Source organism: Janthinobacterium sp. GW458P (assembly GCF_002127585.1).
Lineage (GTDB): Bacteria > Pseudomonadota > Gammaproteobacteria > Burkholderiales > Burkholderiaceae_D > Janthinobacterium.
Genome location: NZ_NEGZ01000014.1, coordinates 78,059 through 96,452, shown reverse-complemented (window position 1 = coordinate 96,452; position 18,394 = coordinate 78,059). Strand labels below are relative to the sequence as shown.

The 18,394-nt window shown below is 63.9% G+C and carries 13 protein-coding genes and 1 tRNA gene; 11 read left to right on the top strand and 3 right to left on the bottom strand.

Translation table 11 applies throughout. The features are described 5' to 3' along the window. Positions 1-4 precede the first annotated feature (4 nt). Positions 5-2,407 carry a S9 family peptidase gene (locus CBW50_RS11055; protein WP_086145584.1) on the top strand — a complete coding sequence of 801 codons (2,403 nt, stop codon included), beginning with the start codon at positions 5-7 and terminating at the stop codon, positions 2,405-2,407. 94 nt (positions 2,408-2,501) lie between these two features. Here CBW50_RS11055 and CBW50_RS11050 read toward each other — a convergent pair whose 3' ends face one another. Then, entirely contained in the window at positions 2,502-3,485 is a 984-nt protein-coding gene (locus CBW50_RS11050) for a cytochrome-c peroxidase (RefSeq protein ID WP_226936337.1), read from the bottom strand. A gap of 217 nt (positions 3,486-3,702) precedes the next feature. On the opposite strand from CBW50_RS11050, the gene CBW50_RS11045 reads away from it, so the two are divergent. Further along, positions 3,703-4,131, top strand: coding sequence for a hypothetical protein (locus tag CBW50_RS11045; protein WP_086145582.1), 429 nt, complete (start codon positions 3,703-3,705; stop codon positions 4,129-4,131). 41 nt (positions 4,132-4,172) lie between these two features. Here CBW50_RS11045 and CBW50_RS11040 read toward each other — a convergent pair whose 3' ends face one another. Then, complete coding sequence (locus tag CBW50_RS11040) at positions 4,173-4,943, bottom strand: hypothetical protein (protein ID WP_226936316.1); 771 nt, start codon at positions 4,941-4,943, stop codon at positions 4,173-4,175. A 119-nt stretch (positions 4,944-5,062) separates the two neighbouring features. Here CBW50_RS11040 and CBW50_RS11035 point away from each other — a divergent pair. The 5 genes from CBW50_RS11035 (at position 5,063) to CBW50_RS11015 (ending at position 11,932) form a co-directional block, all read left to right on the top strand. Beyond that, a tRNA-Phe gene (locus CBW50_RS11035) sits at positions 5,063-5,138 on the top strand. Positions 5,139-5,914: 776 nt separating this feature from the next. After that, the gene (locus CBW50_RS11030) at positions 5,915-8,440 is read left to right on the top strand and encodes a PKD domain-containing protein (protein WP_139842474.1); all 2,526 of its coding nucleotides are present in this window, start codon (positions 5,915-5,917) and stop codon (positions 8,438-8,440) included. A 325-nt stretch (positions 8,441-8,765) separates the two neighbouring features. Beyond that, on the top strand, positions 8,766-9,098 hold the full coding sequence (locus CBW50_RS30190) for a hypothetical protein (RefSeq protein ID WP_086145579.1): 333 nt from the start codon (positions 8,766-8,768) through the stop codon (positions 9,096-9,098). A gap of 143 nt (positions 9,099-9,241) precedes the next feature. Continuing rightward, a complete protein-coding gene (locus CBW50_RS11020; protein ID WP_086145578.1) occupies positions 9,242-11,611 on the top strand; it encodes an acyl-CoA dehydrogenase in 2,370 nt (789 codons plus the stop codon). A 72-nt stretch (positions 11,612-11,683) separates the two neighbouring features. Continuing rightward, a complete protein-coding gene (locus CBW50_RS11015) occupies positions 11,684-11,932 on the top strand; it encodes a DUF1059 domain-containing protein (protein ID WP_086145577.1) in 249 nt (82 codons plus the stop codon). Between the two features lie 29 nt (positions 11,933-11,961). On the opposite strand, the gene CBW50_RS11010 is transcribed toward CBW50_RS11015, so the two are convergent. Beyond that, positions 11,962-13,170 carry a TCR/Tet family MFS transporter gene (locus CBW50_RS11010; RefSeq protein WP_086145576.1) on the bottom strand — a complete coding sequence of 403 codons (1,209 nt, stop codon included), beginning with the start codon at positions 13,168-13,170 and terminating at the stop codon, positions 11,962-11,964. Positions 13,171-13,275: 105 nt separating this feature from the next. Between CBW50_RS11010 and CBW50_RS11005 the strand changes: the two genes are divergently transcribed. The 4 genes from CBW50_RS11005 to CBW50_RS10990 all read left to right on the top strand — a co-directional run bounded on the left by CBW50_RS11005 (position 13,276) and on the right by CBW50_RS10990 (position 18,378). Then, the gene (locus CBW50_RS11005; RefSeq protein WP_086145575.1) at positions 13,276-13,914 is read left to right on the top strand and encodes a TetR/AcrR family transcriptional regulator; all 639 of its coding nucleotides are present in this window, start codon (positions 13,276-13,278) and stop codon (positions 13,912-13,914) included. Between the two features lie 190 nt (positions 13,915-14,104). Next, a complete protein-coding gene (locus tag CBW50_RS11000) occupies positions 14,105-15,493 on the top strand; it encodes an FAD-binding oxidoreductase (protein WP_086145617.1) in 1,389 nt (462 codons plus the stop codon). A gap of 92 nt (positions 15,494-15,585) precedes the next feature. Beyond that, positions 15,586-16,947, top strand: coding sequence for a tRNA 5-hydroxyuridine modification protein YegQ (yegQ, locus tag CBW50_RS10995; RefSeq protein WP_086145574.1), 1,362 nt, complete (start codon positions 15,586-15,588; stop codon positions 16,945-16,947). Positions 16,948-17,130: 183 nt separating this feature from the next. Continuing rightward, the gene (locus tag CBW50_RS10990) at positions 17,131-18,378 is read left to right on the top strand and encodes a DUF819 domain-containing protein (RefSeq protein ID WP_086145573.1); all 1,248 of its coding nucleotides are present in this window, start codon (positions 17,131-17,133) and stop codon (positions 18,376-18,378) included. The last annotated feature ends 16 nt before the right edge of the window (positions 18,379-18,394 follow it).

Here is an 18,394-nt window from a genome sequence, read left to right as displayed (position 1 = left end):
CCCGATGCGTCTGGTTCTTCCCCTGTTGGCCCGTCCTCTGCTGCTCACCTTGCTGGCCGCCGCCCTGCCCGCCGCCCATGCGGCCCCTTCCACCGCTGTCCCCACGCCAATCACGCTGGACCAGGCCATGGCCGATCCCGACTGGATCGGCACCCCCGTCGAAGCGGCATGGTGGGGCTGGAATGGCCAGCTGTATTACAAGCAAAAGCGCCTCGGTTCGCCCCTGCGCGACACGTTTCAGGTAGCCGGTGCAAACGCCACGCTCAATAGCGGCAAGAAGGTTGACGATGCGCAATTGGCGAACCTCGATGGCCAGCAAATGGTCGTCAACCGGGCCGGCACGCGCGCCATCCTGCTGCGCAACGGCGACCTGTTCGAGCGCGACCTGAAAAACGGCGCCTTGATCCAGATCACGCGGGGCGTCTCCGCCATCAGCGACCCGCAGTATTGCGCCGACGGCGGCGCCGTGCAATACCGCAGCGGCAACGACTGGTTCAGCTGGAGCCGCGCTGACCGCCTGAGCGCCCCCGTCGCCCTGCTGCGCGCGGCCAAGGACCCGGACGCCAGGCCGGAAGCGGACGCCCTGCGCGAGCTGCAGCTGCGCCTGATCGTCAACCTGGCGCGCCAGAAGCAAGACCGCGATGCGAGCCGCGAGCGCCGCCACGAAGAGCGCCGCCTGGACGCCACGCGCGCGCCGGAACCGATCTACCTGGGAGATAAAGTGACGATTTCCGGCAGCGCCCTGTCGCCGGATGGCCGCTGGCTGCTGTTCGTCACGCAGGACAAGGCCGCCGAAAAGGGCAAGCTGGGCAAACTGGCCCGCTACGTCACGGAAACGGGCTACCCGGAAGCGGACGACGAACGCACGCGCGTGGGCCGCAACATGCCGATCGCGCAAAGCCTGAAACTGGCGGACTTGCGCACGGGCCAGGTGCGCGACATCGCCTTCGACAGCCTGCCCGGCATCGCCACCGACCCGCTGGCCTCCCTGCGCGACGAACAGAAGCTGCCGCCGCTGAAAGGCAACCGTCCCGTGCGCATCGACGCCCAGCGCGACGGCATCGCCTGGAGCGCCGACGGCAGCAAGGTTGCCGTGCGCGTGCGCGCCATCGACAACAAGGACGGCTGGCTCGCCACCGTCGACCTGGCCAACGCCGCCCTGGTGCCGGCGCACCGCATCAGCGACACGGCCTGGGTCAACCGCCGCGCCGAGGAATTCGGCTGGCTGCCCGACAACGCCACCCTGTGGTATCTGTCCGAGGAAAGCGGCTACGCCCACCTGTACGCGAAAACCGGCGCGGCCCCGGCGCGCGCATTGACGCAAGGCAAATGGGAAGTGAGCGCCGTCGAATGGAGCCGCGACGGCAAGAATGCCTATTTTATGTGCAACCGGCAGGCACCTGGCACGTATGAAGTATGCGCCAGCACGGCCAGCGATGGCGGCGCGCGCGAAGTGACGAATCTGAAAGGCGTGGAAAACTTCGGCCTGTCGCCCGATGGCCGCAAGCTGCTGCTGCGCTATTCGACCAGCTACCTGCCGGCCCAGCTGGCCACGATTCCTGTCTCCGGCGGCAAGGCGACCATCCTGACGGACACGCGCAGCGATGCCTTCAAGGCGCGCAACTGGGTCATGCCGGAACTGGTGCAAGTGCCGTCCACGCATGGCGCGGCGCCGATCTGGGCCAAGCTGTACAAGCCAAGGCAGCTGGAAGCGGGCAAGCAGTATCCTATCGTCATGTTCGCCCACGGCGCCGGCTACCTGCAGAATGTGACCGAGCGCTACCCCGTGTATTTCCGCGAGCAGATGTTCCACAACCTGCTGGTGGAGCAAGGCTACATCGTGCTCGACGTCGACTACCGCGCCTCGATGGGCTATGGCAGCGCTTGGCGCACGGCCATCTACCGCCAGATGGGCCATCCGGAACTGGAAGACTTCATCGACGGCGCCAACTGGCTGGCAGCCCGGCACCAGGGCGACATCAAGAACGTGGGCATCTATGGCGGCAGCTATGGCGGCTTCATGAGCCTGATGGCCCTGATGCGCGCGCCGGAGATCTTCAAGTCCGGCGCCGCCCTGCGTCCCGTGACGGACTGGACCACGTACAACCACGAATACACGGCCAACATCCTGAACACGCCGGACGTCGATCCGCAGGCGTATAAAATTTCGTCGCCGATCGAATACGCCGACAAGCTGACGGGCAACCTCCTGATCGCCCACGGCATGATCGACGATAACGTGTTTTACCAGGATTCCGTGCGCCTGTCGCAGCGCTTGATCGAGCTCAAAAAGGACAACTGGGAAATGGCCAGCTACCCGATGGAGCGCCACGGCTTCGTGCAGCCGGAAGCGTGGTATGACGAGTACCGCCGCATTTATCAGCTGTTCCAGCGCACGCTGAAGTAAACGAAGCAATCACAATGCCCGCCAAACGCGGGCATTGTTTTAACCCCACAGCAAAAAGTCCGGTGCCGGCCCCTGCCGACGGGTTGGCAAGCACTCAGTCAAACGGCACGGGCCGCGGCGTCGTGTCACTCGATGGCGGCAGGATCGGCAGCACGATGTGCGGCTGCCTGCCCGTCAGGGTCTTCAGGAAGGCGACCAGTTTCGCGTTTTCATCGGGCGTGAAGGTGCGGCCCAGCTGCAGACGTCCCATCACGTCGACGGCCTGCGTCAGGGTCGCCGCTTCGCCATCGTGGAAGTAGGGATACGTCAATTCCACGTTGCGCAGGGTCGGCACCTTGAAATTGAAGCGGTCGGCATCCTTGCCCGTCACGGCCGCGCGGCCCTCGGTCGTCATGGCCGTCTTGTACGGCGCAACGATACCCATTTTCTGGAAGGAATTGCCGCCCACGGCGGGGCCGTTATGACAGGCGATGCAGCCGCTGGATTTAAATAGCTGGTAGCCGGCCAGCTCATCTTTTGTCAGCGCGCTTTTCTTGCCCATCAGCCATTGGTCGAAGCGGGAACCGGGCGTCACCAGCACTTCCTCGAAGGCGGCGATGGCGCGCGTGACTTGCTCGATAGTCAACTTATCCTGGCCAAACACTTGCCGAAATTCCGCGCGGTAGGCGGGAATCGAGGCCAGCACGTCAATGGCCAGCTCGTGCGTAAAAGCCATCTCGCCGGGATTGGCGATGGGGCCGCCCGCCTGCTCCTGCAAATCCCTGGCGCGGCCATCCCACATCTGCGCCAGGTTCATGCCGGCATTGAGCACGGTGGGTGAATTGATCGGTCCGCGCTGCCAGTTGTGGCCGATCGAAGTCTTGATATTGTCCGTGCCGCCCATGCTCAGGTTGTGGCAGCTGTTGCAGGAAATAAAACCCGAGCGCGACAGGCGCGGATCGAAAAACAGTTTCTTGCCCAGCTCGACCATCGCCGGATTGGCGACCTTGGCGGCAATGATAGGCTGGATCGGCTCCTTCTCGGCGGCCTGCAGGACACTGCCGAAAGCCAGGCTGGCGATGAAGAGGAAGGGTGACATGGTGCGGCGCATATAAGCTCCTTAAGCATTCCCGAATCGGCGGCGCGTACCGGTGCGGGAATGCAGCGCACCGGCCCGGTTGCCACCCGTACATCGCAGGTTGGATGTTGATTTATATTAACTTTGACTGGTTGGCAATGAAAATGACCGGGATCAAGCATCTGCCAGCACGCGAATCGCGCTTGCCATTTCAGCAATCGTGGCACATGATGAAGCCATGCATACCTCCACCTATTTCCCCCTGCTGCGCGCCGCGTGCGCCGGCATCCTGCTGCTGGCCACCAGCGCCTGCGGCAGCGCCCCCGCACAAGATGCGCCGCCCGCACCGGGCAATGCCGGCTTGCTGGCGCAAATCCAGGCGGAAGTGGGCGCCGCCTCCTGCGATTCCACCCAGCAATGCCAAACCATTGCCATCGGCACCAAGGCCTGCGGCGGCCCCGAGCGCTACCTGGCCTGGTCCAGCAAAAGCAATGACGGCAAGAAACTCAAGGCCTTGGCCCAGGCGCAAGCCGAGGCCAGCCGCAAGCAGCAGCAGGCGGACGGCATGATGTCGACCTGCTCCATCGTCACGGACCCGGGCGCCACCTGTGAGGCGGGACGCTGCGTGCTGCAAAAGAGCGGCCTGGGCGGCAGCTCGGCCATGTAAAAAAGCCGCTGGATCAGCGGCTGTTGGGGTTCTGCAACCAGTCAGGACTGCAGCTGCAAGGTCTTGATGATCTTGCTGTCCACTTTCTCGCCCGCGCCCGAGGTGGCATTCCTGCTTTCCTTGCGCAGCAACAATAAGCGGTCGCCGCTGACGCCATACTGGCGCGTTTCGTCCGTCTTTTGCGTAAAGCTGATGACGACAAAGGCGCGCCCGCTCACATCGAAGTGAAAATGGCTGGCCAGCGGCGTGCCGTCGGCGGCGATCCACACGTCGATGCCGCCGTCGAACTTCTTCACATACTTGCGGTCTTTCTCAGGCACCTTGTCGAGCGACAAGGTAAAACTGAGCAGGCGCGCCGGCTTGCCCTTGTAGCTATCGATTTTCTCGCCGCTGAACACGGCTTCCTCGATCTCGCGCGACAGGGAGTCCGCCGCCGACACCATGGAACGCAACTCCGCCGCCTTCATTTCTCCCAGCGCAAAGCCGATCGGCGCCTTGACCTTCGGATCTTTCACCTTGGCGCGCTGCTCGGCTTCCACTTTCGCCAGCAAATCCTTGCCATAGAGCACTTGCAAGCCCGCCGGCCCGCCCTCGACCGCCACCGTGGCCTGGCCGCTATCGTCTTCCGCCGCCTTGCCCTCTCCCTCGCGGCGCCAGGTTTTCGATTCGATCTGCGCCTTCACGGGCGTTTGTCCCTGCAGCCGCGCCAGCGCCGCATTCAGATCGGCCAGCCCATCGGCCCGCGCCGTACCGCAAAACAAACTGAACAAGCCCGCAGCCGCCAGGCCCTGCACTCCAATACGTCGCTGCATCGCCACATCCCTTCAGGTCATACAAGGATGCCAAAACACCATGTTTTGGCCATCTGTTGCATTTGAACACAGCTAGCTCTGGTCAGGTGGAAAGTCTTTCTGCTATAATTCGCCGCCTTGGCCTGGTAGCTCAGTCGGTAGAGCAGAGGATTGAAAATCCTTGTGTCGGTGGTTCGATTCCGCCCCGGGCCACCAAGAATTCAGCAGCACATAGCAAAAAGCCAACCTTCGGGTTGGCTTTTTTGTTTACCGGCTCAAAAGTCTTTGCCCCGCTCCATCCATGGTGTCCGGTAGGCCACCGTACTTCGGGCAACTCCTCTTATTGCTCAGCGTTTATTTGCTCTGCCATACAAACGTGTCGACTTAAAGCTCATTCACGCCACGCCTTCCGTCGCCGCGGAGGACGACCACCTCAAATCAGAGTGCAAGCTTATTCGGTACTTGGCACCCATGCCTTAACCTTTGCAAACATTTTTTCATGCACCGCATCTGTCTCATCGCGGTCGAAGCTGGCAAGTAGAAATGAGAGATCGTTGCTCTTTATCAACTATGGTTTGATGTGCCCACACCGCACTCGGGGACTCAGGAATGATCTTGAATACAAATAAAAGCGTCATTCATTTAACGTCAATCAACATCGGAATTGAAAATCCTTATTTCGATTTCGCTCCGGGCCACCAGCAATTCAGCCGTACATAGCAAAAAGCCAGCCTTCGGCTTGGCTTTTTTTTCAGCGTTGCCCGCTCTCGCTTCGGCCCCATCGCCAGTCACGCAGCGTTACGCACAGCGATAGCTTGCCCAACGCTGTGGTGGGGCACGCCTTCGTCCAATTCATCGGCTCGGATTTGAAACAAGCAATATTGCTCAAAAGATATATAATTTACATCAACAGCCTGACCCTGGCAAAACCAGGCCATTTCAGTACGACGCAAGCACAGGCATCACTTAAAAATTAGAAATGGATAGATTCAATGAAGATACTGGCAACTGTACTTAGTTCGTGCATGCTCGTTGCATGCGGCGGCGGTGGTGGCTCGTCACCGGCTCCTGTCACCCCAACAAGTCTAACAGTCAACGGCACTGCCGCAACGGGGAAGGCCATTGCTGGCGCCACTATTACTGGCAAATGCCAGACAGGCACCGGCAACGCCACGACGTTGGCTGACGGCAGCTACAGCCTTGCCGTAGCCGGCGGAAAACTACCGTGCCTGCTCCAGATCACCGATCCGGCGGATGGCTCAAAATTACACACGCTCGTGCTGGGAAGCGGCAGCGCCGCCACTGCCAACATAACGCCACTAACCGAAATGCTGACGGCGCGGGTACTGGGGAGCGAACCGACGGTCTTCTTTGCCGCGTTTGACGCCACTATTGCCAACAACAAGGTCACTACCACTGCAGTGAAGGCAGCACAGGCTGATGTGGGGACGGTACTCAACGGTGTCGTCGACACGAGTCCGCTCGTTGATTTCCTTGCCACGCCATTGAAAGCCGCGACGCAGGGCAACCCGGCCGGCGGCGATGCGCAGGACAGGCTTCTGGATGCGCTCAGAGTAAAAATCAACGCCGCCCGCCTCACCCAGGTCGTCACCGCGCTGGCCAAGATCACCAATACAGACGCCATCAAGCAAGTCATCGCCGATATTGCGACCGTCCCCCCTGTCGCCCAGGCGGGACCGCTACAAAGCGTGGTGACGGGGACTGTCGTCACGCTCGATGGCAGCGGCAGCTCGGCGGATGCAGGCCGTACGCTCAGCTATGCTTGGACCCTGCCATCCAAACCGGCAGGCAGCACGGCAAGCTTGTCGTCGCCGACCTCAGCAAGGCCCACGTTCACGGTGGATGTGGCTGGCACTTATGTTGCCAGCCTCGTCGTCAACGACGGCAAGGTCAGCAGCAACGCGGCAGCGGTCAGCGTTACAGCCAGCACGGCCAATGCGGCGCCGGTTGCGCACGCGGGCTACGCGCAACAGGTGCTGTCCGGCAGCGTGGTGGAACTCGATGGCAGCGCCAGTTCGGACGCCAATGGCGATGCCTTGACTTTTGCCTGGGAGCTGACGACAAAACCGGCGAACAGCAAGGCCACCTTGTCTTCCGCCAGCTCGGCCAAGAGCACCTTTACCGCCGATGCCAGCGGTTTGTATGTAGCCAAACTCATCGTCAACGATGGCAAGGCGAGCAGTGCGGACGCAACTGTTACTGTCACCGCCAGCGCCGTCGACAACTCCGGCCCCAACGTGTCGGCCATCACCGTCACCCCCGCTATCGTTGACGTCTCGCAGACAAGTCAACAGGTGACGGCCACCGTCAGCGTGACAGACGCCACCGGCGTCAATCTCAACGCCCTGCCCGCCCCCCATTGGTACAACGTCGCCGACATCGGCGGCACCCGCATCAACAGCCAATGGAAACTAGACGCCACCGGCGTCAATCTCAACGCCCTGCCCGCCCCCCATTGGTACAACGTCGCCGACATCGGCGGCACCCGCATCAACAGCCAATGGAAACTGGCGTCCGGCGACGCGAAGCATGCCACCTTCAGTTCGACGGTGACGATCCCCACAGGCGCCAAAGCGGGCGAATGGGTGGTCGGCTCGCTCGCCTTCCGTGACGTATTAGACTATACGAGTACAAATGGCGGCTACAGCCAGGGTTTCACCGTGCAAAGCAATGGGCTCAGCGACACGTCAGGGCCCGCCGTTTCTGCCATCACTGTCACCCCCGCCATCGTTGACGTCTCGCAGACAAGTCAACAGGTGACGGCCACCGTCAGCGTGACAGACGCCACCGGCGTCAATCTCAACGCCCTGCCCGCCCCCCATTGGTACAACGTCGCCGACATCGGCGGCACCCGCATCAACAGCCAATGGAAACCAGACGCCACCGGCGTCAATCTCAACGCCCTGCCCGCCCCCCATTGGTACAACGTCGCCGACATCGGCGGCACCCGCATCAACAGCCAATGGAAACTGGCGTCCGGCGACGCGAAGCATGCCACCTTCAGTTCGACGGTGACGATCCCCGCAGGCGCCAAAGCGGGCGAATGGGTGGTCGGCTCGCTCGCCTTCCGTGACGTATTAGACTATACGAGTACAAATGGCGGCTACAGCCAGGGTTTCACCGTGCAAAACAATGGGCTCAGCGACACCTCAGGGCCCGCCGTTTCTGCCATCACCGTCACCCCCGCCATCGTTGACGTCTCGCAGACAAGTCAACAGGTGACGGCCACCGTCAGCGTGACAGACGCCACCGGCGTCAATCTCAACGCCCTGCCCGCCCCCTATTGGTACAACATCGCCGACAACGGCGGCACCCGCATCAACAGCCAATGGGAGCTGGCGTCCGGCGACGCGAAGCATGCCACCTTCAGTTCGACGGTGACGATCCCCGCAGGCGCCAAGGCGGGCGAATGGCTGGTCGGCTCGCTCGCCTTCCGTGACGTATTAGACTATACGAGTACAAATGGCGGCCACGACAAGAGTTTCACCGTTAAATAAGCGCATCGGGCAGCACCAGGCTCCAAGTCACGGTGCTGCCGCTCCCAGCTGAACAGCCACAGCCAACCTTCAGGTTGGCTTTTTTGTTTGTTCTGGCATAAAACCGCCATCCCGCCCGCCGCTATGTACGCAAACGAACGGACTGCGGCCGCCCAAGCGGCCATGCTGCAGGCAGACCATCACTTTCCCTCCCGCCGCCAGCGCCCTGCGCGACAGGGCGCAACGGCCACTTGGTCAGCTCTCCCCGCCACACCGCCATGCGAAACTCGCGCCCGACGCCGTCGAGCCGTTCCGTACATTACGGCTCACTGCCAAAGGATGCATCATGAAACCTACCCTGATATTGCTTGCGCTCGCCTCTACCCTCGCCCTGACCGCTTGCCAGCGCGAAGCGCCACCCGCGCCGACCGTCGTACAAGTCGTTCCCGGCCCTGCCGGCGCGCCTGGTCCTGCCGGCGCCACGGGCGCCACGGGCGCTGAAGCGCCTGCCGGCGCGACCGGTGCCACGGGCGCCACGGGCCAGACCGGCGACAGCGGCGCCGCCGGCTACGACGGCGCCAAGGGTGCTGCCGGTGCCCAAGGCAACGATGGCGCCAAGGGCGATGAGGGCGCCAAGGGCAAGACAGGCGACACGGTCATTKTCGTTCCGCAACGTTAATTCCGTTAGCGCCGACGATCACCGGCAAGCTTGTTCCCACGCAAAGCCAACCGATCCGGTTGGCTTTGCGCGTATGCGCAGTACCGCACAGTAACATCGGCCGCTTCGGCCTACCCTGTCGTCATGACACAGGGAGATATCGCATGCTGACGATCATACTGCTGGTGGCCCTGCCGGGCCTGGTTTTACTGTTCGCGCCCGGCCCCGTGCGCCGCGCCCTGATCAGCCCCCGCTTGCTGGCCTTGTTCAAGCGCATCCTGCCAAGCATGTCCGACACGGAACGCGACGCCCTTGAGGCGGGCACAACGTGGTGGGATGCAGAACTGTTTTCCGGCCGGCCCGACTGGTCCAGGCTGCTGGGCTATGGACGCGCCACGCTCAGCGCCGAAGAGCGCCACTTCCTTGAGCATGACGTCGAACGGCTGTGCGAACTGGTCGACGACTGGGAAACGCAGCAGCAACTCGACTTGCCACCGCAAGCCTGGGCCTATATGCAAAGCCAGGGCTTCCTCGGCATGATCATTCCCAAGCAATACGGCGGCAAACAGTTCTCCGCCTATATGCACTCGCAAGTGGTGATGAAACTGTCGAGCCGCTGTTCGGCGCTGGCCGTGACCGTGATGGTGCCCAATTCGCTGGGACCGGCCGAGTTGTTGTTGCACTACGGCACCGAAGAACAGAAAAATTATTATCTGCCGCGCCTGGCCGCCGGCACCGAGATCCCCTGCTTTGCCCTGACCAGCCCGTATGCGGGTTCCGACGCGGCCGCCATCCCCGACCTGGGCGTGGTCTGCATGGGCATGCACGAGGGGAGACCTACGCTGGGTTTGCGCCTCAGCTGGAACAAGCGCTACATCACCCTGGCACCCGTGGCGACCTTGCTGGGACTGGCATTCCGGACCAGCGATCCCGACCACTTGCTCTCCGACAACGATACACCGGGCATCACCTGCGCCCTGATCCCCGCCAGCCACGACGGCGTGGTGATCGGCCGGCGCCACCATCCCTTGAACGCCGCCTTCCAGAACGGCCCCACGTCCGGCAACGATGTCTTCATCCCCATCGACTGGGTCATCGGCGGCCAGGCGCAAGTGGGCAAGGGATGGCGCATGCTGATGGAATGCCTGGCGGCCGGGCGCGCCATCTCGCTGCCCTCGTCCAGCGTGGGCATGGGCAAGATGGCCGTGCGCGGCACCAGCGCATACGCGGCCGTGCGGCGCCAGTTCAACATGCCCATCGGCAAGTTCGAAGGCGTGCAGGAAGCGCTGGCGCGCATGGGCGCCAACCTGTACCTGATGGATGCGGCCCGCACCCTGGCCGCGCACGCCGTCGACCTGGGCGAAAAGCCGGCCGTCATTTCCGCCATCGTCAAATACCACGTCACGGAACGGGGCCGCGCGCTCGTCAACGACGGCATGGACATTCTCGGCGGCAAGGGCATCTGCGTGGGCCCGAACAATTTCCTCGCCAGCGCCTACCAGCAAATCCCCATCGCGATCACGGTCGAAGGCGCCAACATCCTCACGCGCAGCCTGATCATCTTCGGCCAGGGCGCCATCCGCGCGCACCCGTATGTACTGAGGGAAATGGCCGCTGTCAGCGAAAGCGACGGCCGCCAGGCCCTGCGCGATTTCGATGCGGCCTTCTTCGGCCACGTGGGCTTTGTGCTGGGCAACCTGGCGCGGGGGTTGTGGTACGGCCTCGGCGGCGCCCGCCTGGCGGCCGTGCCCGACGCCGGTGCCCCGGCACTGGCGCCCTACTACCGCGCCCTGACGCGGCTGTCGACGGCGTTTGCCGTCATGACGGATATGTCGATGTTCGTGCTCGGTGGCGAACTCAAGCGCCGCGAACGGCTGTCCGCCCGCCTGGGCGACGTGCTGGCGCAGCTGTACCTGGCTTCGTCCGTGCTGAAACGCTACGAGGACGATGGCCGCCCGCCTGCCGACCTGCCCTATGTGCACTGGTCGCTGCAGGACGCGCTGGTGAAAGCCCAGCAGGGCCTGACTGGCGTACTCGACAACTTCCCCGCGCGCGTGCTGGCCGTGCTGCTGCGGGTGCTGCTTTTCCCGTTTGGGCTGCCCCACCGTGCGCCGTCCGATGAACTCGGCGGTGAAGTGACGCAAGCGATGCAAACGCCGGGCGCCGACCGCGAACGCCTGCTGGCCGACGGCTTCGTGGCGCAGGATGCGGCCGATCCCGTGGCCGCTGGCGAGCGGGCGCTGGCCCTGCTGCCGGAAGTGCAGTCCATCGAAAAGCGCCTGAAAGACACGCCCGAAGGCGCGGCCCTGCGGCACCTGCCGCAAAGCCTGTCCGCCATGCAGCCGTGGCTGGCTGCGGCCAAGGCGGCGGGCACCATCAGCTGCCAGGAGCACAATACCTTGCTGGAATATGCGCGCCTGGTTGACGGCTTGATCCAGGTCAACGATTTTGCGCCCGATGCGGCGCATCAGGCTCACAGCGGCGGCGTGCGCCGTCTTGACGACGCGCCGGCCGGCGAGAGCCGCGCGGCCTAGTCCAGGCTGCTTTGCGGCCTATACTGAGATTGAACGGGTGCTGTGCCCGTTCTTTCCAGAAAGGAGTCGATCATGACGCGCAAATTCATCGATTGCCGGGAATTCCCCAGCGACACGCATTGCTCGGTGGCCATTTCGGCCGACAGCGAGGAAGAACTATTGGGCATTGCCGTGGAGCACGCGGTCTCGGTACACCATCACGACGACACGCCGGAGCTGCGCCAGCAGCTGCGTCAGCTGTTCAAGGACGGCATGCCGCCCGAACACCTGCCCATGAGCGGCCAGGCCGTCAGCAGCGGCAGCGCCACGCACACGCACTAGGCGCGCGCCGGTCTTGCCGGATGGATAGTTCAGGACGCCAGCTTGCGGGCTGGCGTTGTAACGTTCAGGGCCAGCACGAGCGGCACGAGCGCCGCATACACGACGATCACCGACAGCCAGACCGCGCCGGGCCAGTATGCGCTGAAGCCGAAATACAGGCTGGAAAACACCAGCGGACACAGCACGGACGCCAGGCTCACGGACGAGGCCAGCACGCCCTGGAACTGGCCCTGCCGCTCGTCGGACACTTGCCGCGTCGCCAGCGACTGCAGGGCCGGACCGCCGAGGCCGCCCAGGGCGAACACGGGCATGATGGCGAAGATCATCCAGCCCCGGCTGGCGAAGGCCATGACGAGCAAGGCCACGCAGGCGCAGGCCACGCCCGCCAGGATGGTGGCGCGCTCGCCCAGCAGTTTCACGGCCGGGCCGGGCAGAAAAGCCTGGGCCAGCGCCTGGCACACGCCGAAGGCGCCCAGCGACAGGCCGATCCACAGCCCGTTCCATTCAAACGCATCGTGGCCCCACAGCGCCCAGCACACGCCATACACTTCGCCGGCCGCGCTGAAGGTAAAGAAGATGGCGGTGATCGGCAGCAAGCTTTTCTGAGACAAAACCCAGCGCAGCGGACGCAGGGGATTCAATGCCGCCAGGTCGATTGTTTCACGCGTGGGCATGCGTGATTCGGGCAGCGCAAACAATGCCAGCAGCAAGTTTCCGGCATTCAAGATGGCCGCCGCCATGAACGGCAGGCGCAGCCCGTAATCGCCGAGCGCGCCACCGAGCACGGGGCCGATGATGAAACCGGCGCCGAACATGGCGTTAAGCAAGCCGAAGCGGCGCGCCCGCGTTTCTTCAGGAGAAATATCGGTGATATAGGCGGCAGCCACGGAAACGTTGGCGCTCGTCAAGCCGGCAATGGCGCGCCCCAGCAGCAGCATCCACAGGCTGGGGGCAAACGCGAGGAACAGGTAATTGACGGCCGCGCCCGCCAAGGAGAGCAGCAGCACGGGGCGCCGGCCCAGGCGGTCGCTCAGCGCGCCCAGCACGGGTGCGAAAACGAACTGCATCAGCGCGTACAGGGCCGTCATGATGCCGATATACGGCGCCACGTTGGCCGCATGCGTGACGTCGCGCAGCAGCGCCGGCAGGATGGGAAAGATCAGGCCGATGCCGACGGCGTCGAGCGCGACGGTGGCGAAGATGAGGGGCAGCGCGGCGACAGGGGGATGGGGCTTCATATACTCAATCTAAATATGTACTCAGTACACAAATAATATGCCCGATAGCCGCGCGCCATCAAGCATTAACTGTACTCAGTACACTTCGTGTATGATCGCAGCAACATGACGATTCCTGCCGACCTCCGCTCCCGCAAACGCCTTGCCACGCGGCAAGCCATCTCGAATGCCGCCACGCGCTTGTTCTTCGTGCACGGCTTCGAGCAGGTGACGGTGGACGAGATCGCGGCGGCCGCCAGCGTGGGGCGCATGACGGTGTTCAACCACTTCCCCCGCAAGGAAGACATGTTCTTCGACCGCGAGGAGGAGGGACGCGAACTGCTGCGCGCCGCGCTGCGCCAGCGCGACCCCGCCGTTTCCCCCATCGAAACCCTGCGCCTGCTGGCGCACCGCCTGGTGGCCGAGGACAGCCCCTACATCGCGTTTTCCGCCGCCGGCCAGGGTTTCATCGCCACCATCGAAGCCAGCGAGACCCTGAAAGCGCGGGCGCGGGCCATCCGCGACGAACTGGCGCACGTGGTCGCGCAAGCGCTGACGGAGAGCACCGGGCGCGACGCGCACGATCCCCTGGCCCGGCTGGCGGCCAGCCTGCTGCTGGCCACCTGGAGCACGGCCCTCATCGAGGCCCACCGCGCCTTCCGCCAACACGGCGACGCACAGCTGGCCAAGGCCGGTCTTCTGGCCCTCGTGGACCAGGGACACGCAGGCTTGAGCGCCGCCATGGCGGGCACGCCTTACGCCTGAAACTTGGCGCAGGACAATCCATCCACTTCCTTTCCTCATTGAGCGGCGCCACTGCTTGCGCACCGCCTGGCAGCTTCCTATCATGAAACCACGCGCTGGCTGTCGCTGCATGCGCGCCGACGCGCCGGAACAGTCCCCCTGTTTTCCGTCACTCTTGCCATAAGCACCTGCAACTGTAGGGAGGTACATGATGAATACCTTGACGAATGGCCATTTCAATGCGCTGCAAGCTTCATTGAGAGGTCAGCTTTTACAAGCGAACGACGCCGGCTACGACGGCGCCCGCACCATCTGGAATGCCATGATCGACCGGCATCCGGCTCTCATCGCGCGCTGCGCCGGCACGGCGGACGTGCGCGCGGCGCTGTCCTGGGCGCGCGACCACGCCATGCCCCTTGCCGTGCGGGGCGGCGGCCACAATATCGCCGGCAGCGCCCTGTGCGACGATGGCCTGGTGATCGACCTGTCGAACATGCGCTCGGTGCATATCGACCCGCGGCAGCGGCGCGCCCATGTCGAAGGCGGGGCCACCTTGCACGACTTCGATCATGAGGCGCAGGCGTTCGGCCTGGCCACGCCGCTGGGCATCAATTCCACCACGGGCGTGGCGGGGCTGGCCCTGGGCGGCGGATTTGGCTGGCTCAGTCGTACGCTGGGACTGGCGGCCGACAATCTGCTGGCGGCCGACATGGTCATGGCCGACGGCCAGTACTTGCATGCCAGCGCAACGGAACATCCCGACCTCTTCTGGGCCATACGTGGCGGCGGCGGCAACTTCGGCGTGGTCACGCGCTTCGAATTCCAGCTGCATTCGGTCGGGCCGGAAGTCACGGCGGGACTCATCGTTTTCCCCTACGCGCAAGCCAAGGCGGTGCTGACGCAATACCGCGATTTCGTCAACGGCATGCCCGATGAACTGACCGTCTGGGCCGTCTTGCGCAAGGCGCCGCCGCTGCCCTTCCTGCCAACGGACGTGCATGGTCAGGACGTGCTCGTGCTGCCCGTCTTTTCGCCGGCGCCGTCGCCGGCCATCGAGGAAGCGATCGAGCGCATCTGCCACTTCGGCCAGCCGCTGGGTATGCACCTGGGCAACATGCCGTACACGGCCTGGCAGCAAGCGTTCGATCCCCTGCTCACGCCGGGCGCGCGCAACTACTGGAAGTCGCATAACTTCGCGCAGCTCAGCGACGCGGCCATCGATACCGTCATCCGCCACGCGGGCCGGCTGCCGACGCCGCAATGCGAAATCTTCCTCGGCCTGCTGGGTGCGCAGGCGAGCCGGCCGGCGCCGCAGGATACGGCCTATCCGCACCGCGACGCCCTGTACGTGATGAACGTGCACACGCGCTGGGACGAACCGGCCGATGACGCGCGCTGCATCGCCTGGGCACGCGACTTCTTCAACGACGCCGCGCCGTATGCGACGGGCAGCGTCTACGTCAATTTCCTGACCGAGGATGAAAGCGGCCGCACGGCCGACGCGTATGGCGTGAACTATCCACGCCTGGCGCGCATCAAGAAACAATACGATCCCGCCAACCTGTTCCGCGCCAACCAGAACATCTGCCCGGCCGCCTAGCCTGGCATGCCGCAGCGCCTTGCAATCCCTTGATCCAGGGCAATGCAATGCGCTCGCCGCCCGCTTACAATCGCCGGCTTTGCCCCTCCTCCATGCGCCACGCTCCCGAACTCCTCCTGCCTGCCGGCTCCCTGGCCAAGATGCATGCCGCCTTCGACTATGGCGCCGACGCCGTCTACGCGGGCCAGCCGCGCTACAGCTTGCGCGTGCGCAATAACGATTTTTCGACCTTGCAAGCCTTGCAGGAGGGAATTGACGGCGCCCATGCGCGCGGCAAGCAATTCTTTGTCGCCAGCAATATCTTCGCCCACAACGCCAAGCTGAAAACGTATTTGCGCGACATGGAACCGGTGATCGCCATGCGCCCGGACGCCCTGATCATGGCCGATCCGGGCCTGATCATGATGGTGCGCGACAAATGGCCGGAGATTCCCATCCACCTGTCCGTGCAGGCGAACGCCGTCAACTGGGCCGACGTGAAATTCTGGCACCGCATGGGCCTGACGCGCGTGATCCTGTCGCGCGAGCTGTCGCTCGACGAGATCGAGGAAATCCGCCAGCGCTGCCCGGAAATGGAGCTGGAAGTGTTCGTCCACGGCGCCCTGTGCATCGCCTATTCGGGCCGCTGCCTGCTGTCCGGCTATTTCAACCACCGCGATCCGAACCAGGGCACGTGCACGAATTCCTGCCGCTGGGATTACAAGGTCAAGAATGCCGAGGAAGACGCCAGCGGCGACCTGGGCGGCATGCAGGTGGTGCCGCTGGAATTTCACCAGGCGCTGGCCGAGGCCGACAACAATGCGTTTTCCGCCCTGCACCAGCAGCCGCGCCACCCGCTGGCCGACCAGCCATACTTCATAGAAGAAGCCCAGCGCCCGGGCCAGCTGATGCCGATCCTCGAAGACGAACACGGCACCTACATCATGAATTCGAAGGATTTGCGCGCCGTCGAGCACATCGAGCGCCTGGTCAAGATCGGCGTCGATTCGCTGAAGGTCGAGGGACGCACCAAGTCGCTGTACTACGCGGCGCGCACGGCGCAGGTCTATCGCCAGGCCATCGATGACGCCGTGGCGGGCCGCCCCTTCGATATCAGCCTGCTGGGCCAGCTGCAAGGCCTGGCCAACCGCGGCTACACGGACGGTTTTTACCAGCGCCACCACACGCAGGCGCACCAGAACTACATGCGCGGCGCGTCCGAGGCGGACCGCAGCCAGTACGTGGGCGACGTGCTGAGCGTGGCCGACGGCTGGGCCAGGGTGGAAGTGAAAAACCGCTTCGCCGTGGGCGACCGCATCGAAGCCCTGCACCCGGGCGGCAACCGCGACTTCACCATCGCCCGCATGCTGGCCGATGACGGCAGCGAAATCCAGGTGGCGCCCGGCAGCGGCCACTTCGTGCGCATCGAACTCGACGGAGCGCTGAACAAAGCCTTGCTGGCCCGCTATTTGTAACCGCCAGTCTGCCGCGCGCGGTGGCGAGCAGTTTCCAAGTGTTTGATTTGACAAGAAAAATTCCAGCCGCCACCGTCTAAATAATTTGTTTAGGCTTCAACATTGCTATACGATACGGCCACCCTGCGCCCGGGGGCCTGATCGGCATCCCGTGCGTTCCTGACACGTTCACCGGAATCCCCGATGCCACCTGCCACACCTGCCCTCATCACCAATGACGCCGTCGTCCTCGGCCTGCTCGCCATGACCCTGGGGGGCGTCTTCTGGACCGCCGCCCGCGCCGACGGTTTCTGGAAAAAGTTTTACACGTATATCCCGTCGCTGCTGATGTGCTATCTGATCCCGGCGCTGCTCAACACCTTCGGCATCATCGACGGCAATGCCTCCGGCCTGTACGCCGTGGCGCGCGACTACCTGCTGCCCAGCGCGCTGGTGCTGCTGTGCGTGGCCATCGATTTCGGCGGCATCCTCCGCCTCGGCCCCAAGGCCATCATCATGTTTCTCACAGGAACACTCGGCGTCATGCTGGGCGCCCTCGTCTCCTTCGAGGCCCTGCGTTTGTTCCACCCGGAAACGGTGGCGGGCGACACCTGGCGCGGCATGACCACCGTCGCCGGCTCGTGGATAGGCGGCGGCGCCAACCAGGCGGCCATGAAGGAAGTGTTTGAAGTGGACGCCACGCTGTTCGGCCAGTTCGTCGCCGTCGACGTGCTGGTGGCCAATGTATGGACGGCCGTGCTGCTGTTCCTGGCCGGCCGCGCGGGCGCCTTCGACCGCTGGACCGGTGCCGATTTGTCCGCCATCAATGCGCTCAAGGACAGCATCGAAAGCTACCGTGCCCAGCATGCGCGCGTCGCCAATCTGACCGACATCATGATCATCCTCGGCGTGGGCCTGGGCGTGACGGGCCTGTCGCACTTCCTGGCCGGCCCCATCATCAGCTGGATCAATACCCTGCCAGCCGCATGGCGCCTGCAGGATTACAGCCTGACATCGAACTTCTTCTGGATCGTCGTCCTCGCCACCACCTTCGGCCTGTTGCTGAGCTTTACCCGGGCGCGCAGCCTGGAAGGCGCGGGCGCCTCGACCATCGGCTCGGCCATGCTGTACGTGCTGGTGGCCACCATCGGCATGCACATGGACTTGAAAGCCCTGCTCGACAAGCCCTTCCTGTTCCTGCTGGGTATGATCTGGATCGCCGTCCACGGCGGCCTGATGCTGCTCGTCGCCAAGCTGATCCGCGCACCGCTGTTCTTCATGGCCGTGGGATCGCAAGCGAACATCGGCGGCGCCGCCTCGGCCCCCGTCATCGCCAGCGCCTTCCACCCGGCCCTGGCGCCCGTGGGCGTGCTGCTGGCCGTGCTCGGCTACGCGCTGGGCACCTATGGCGCCTACATCACGGGCTTGATCCTGCGCAGCATGGCGGGGTGATGCCCATCCCGGCTTG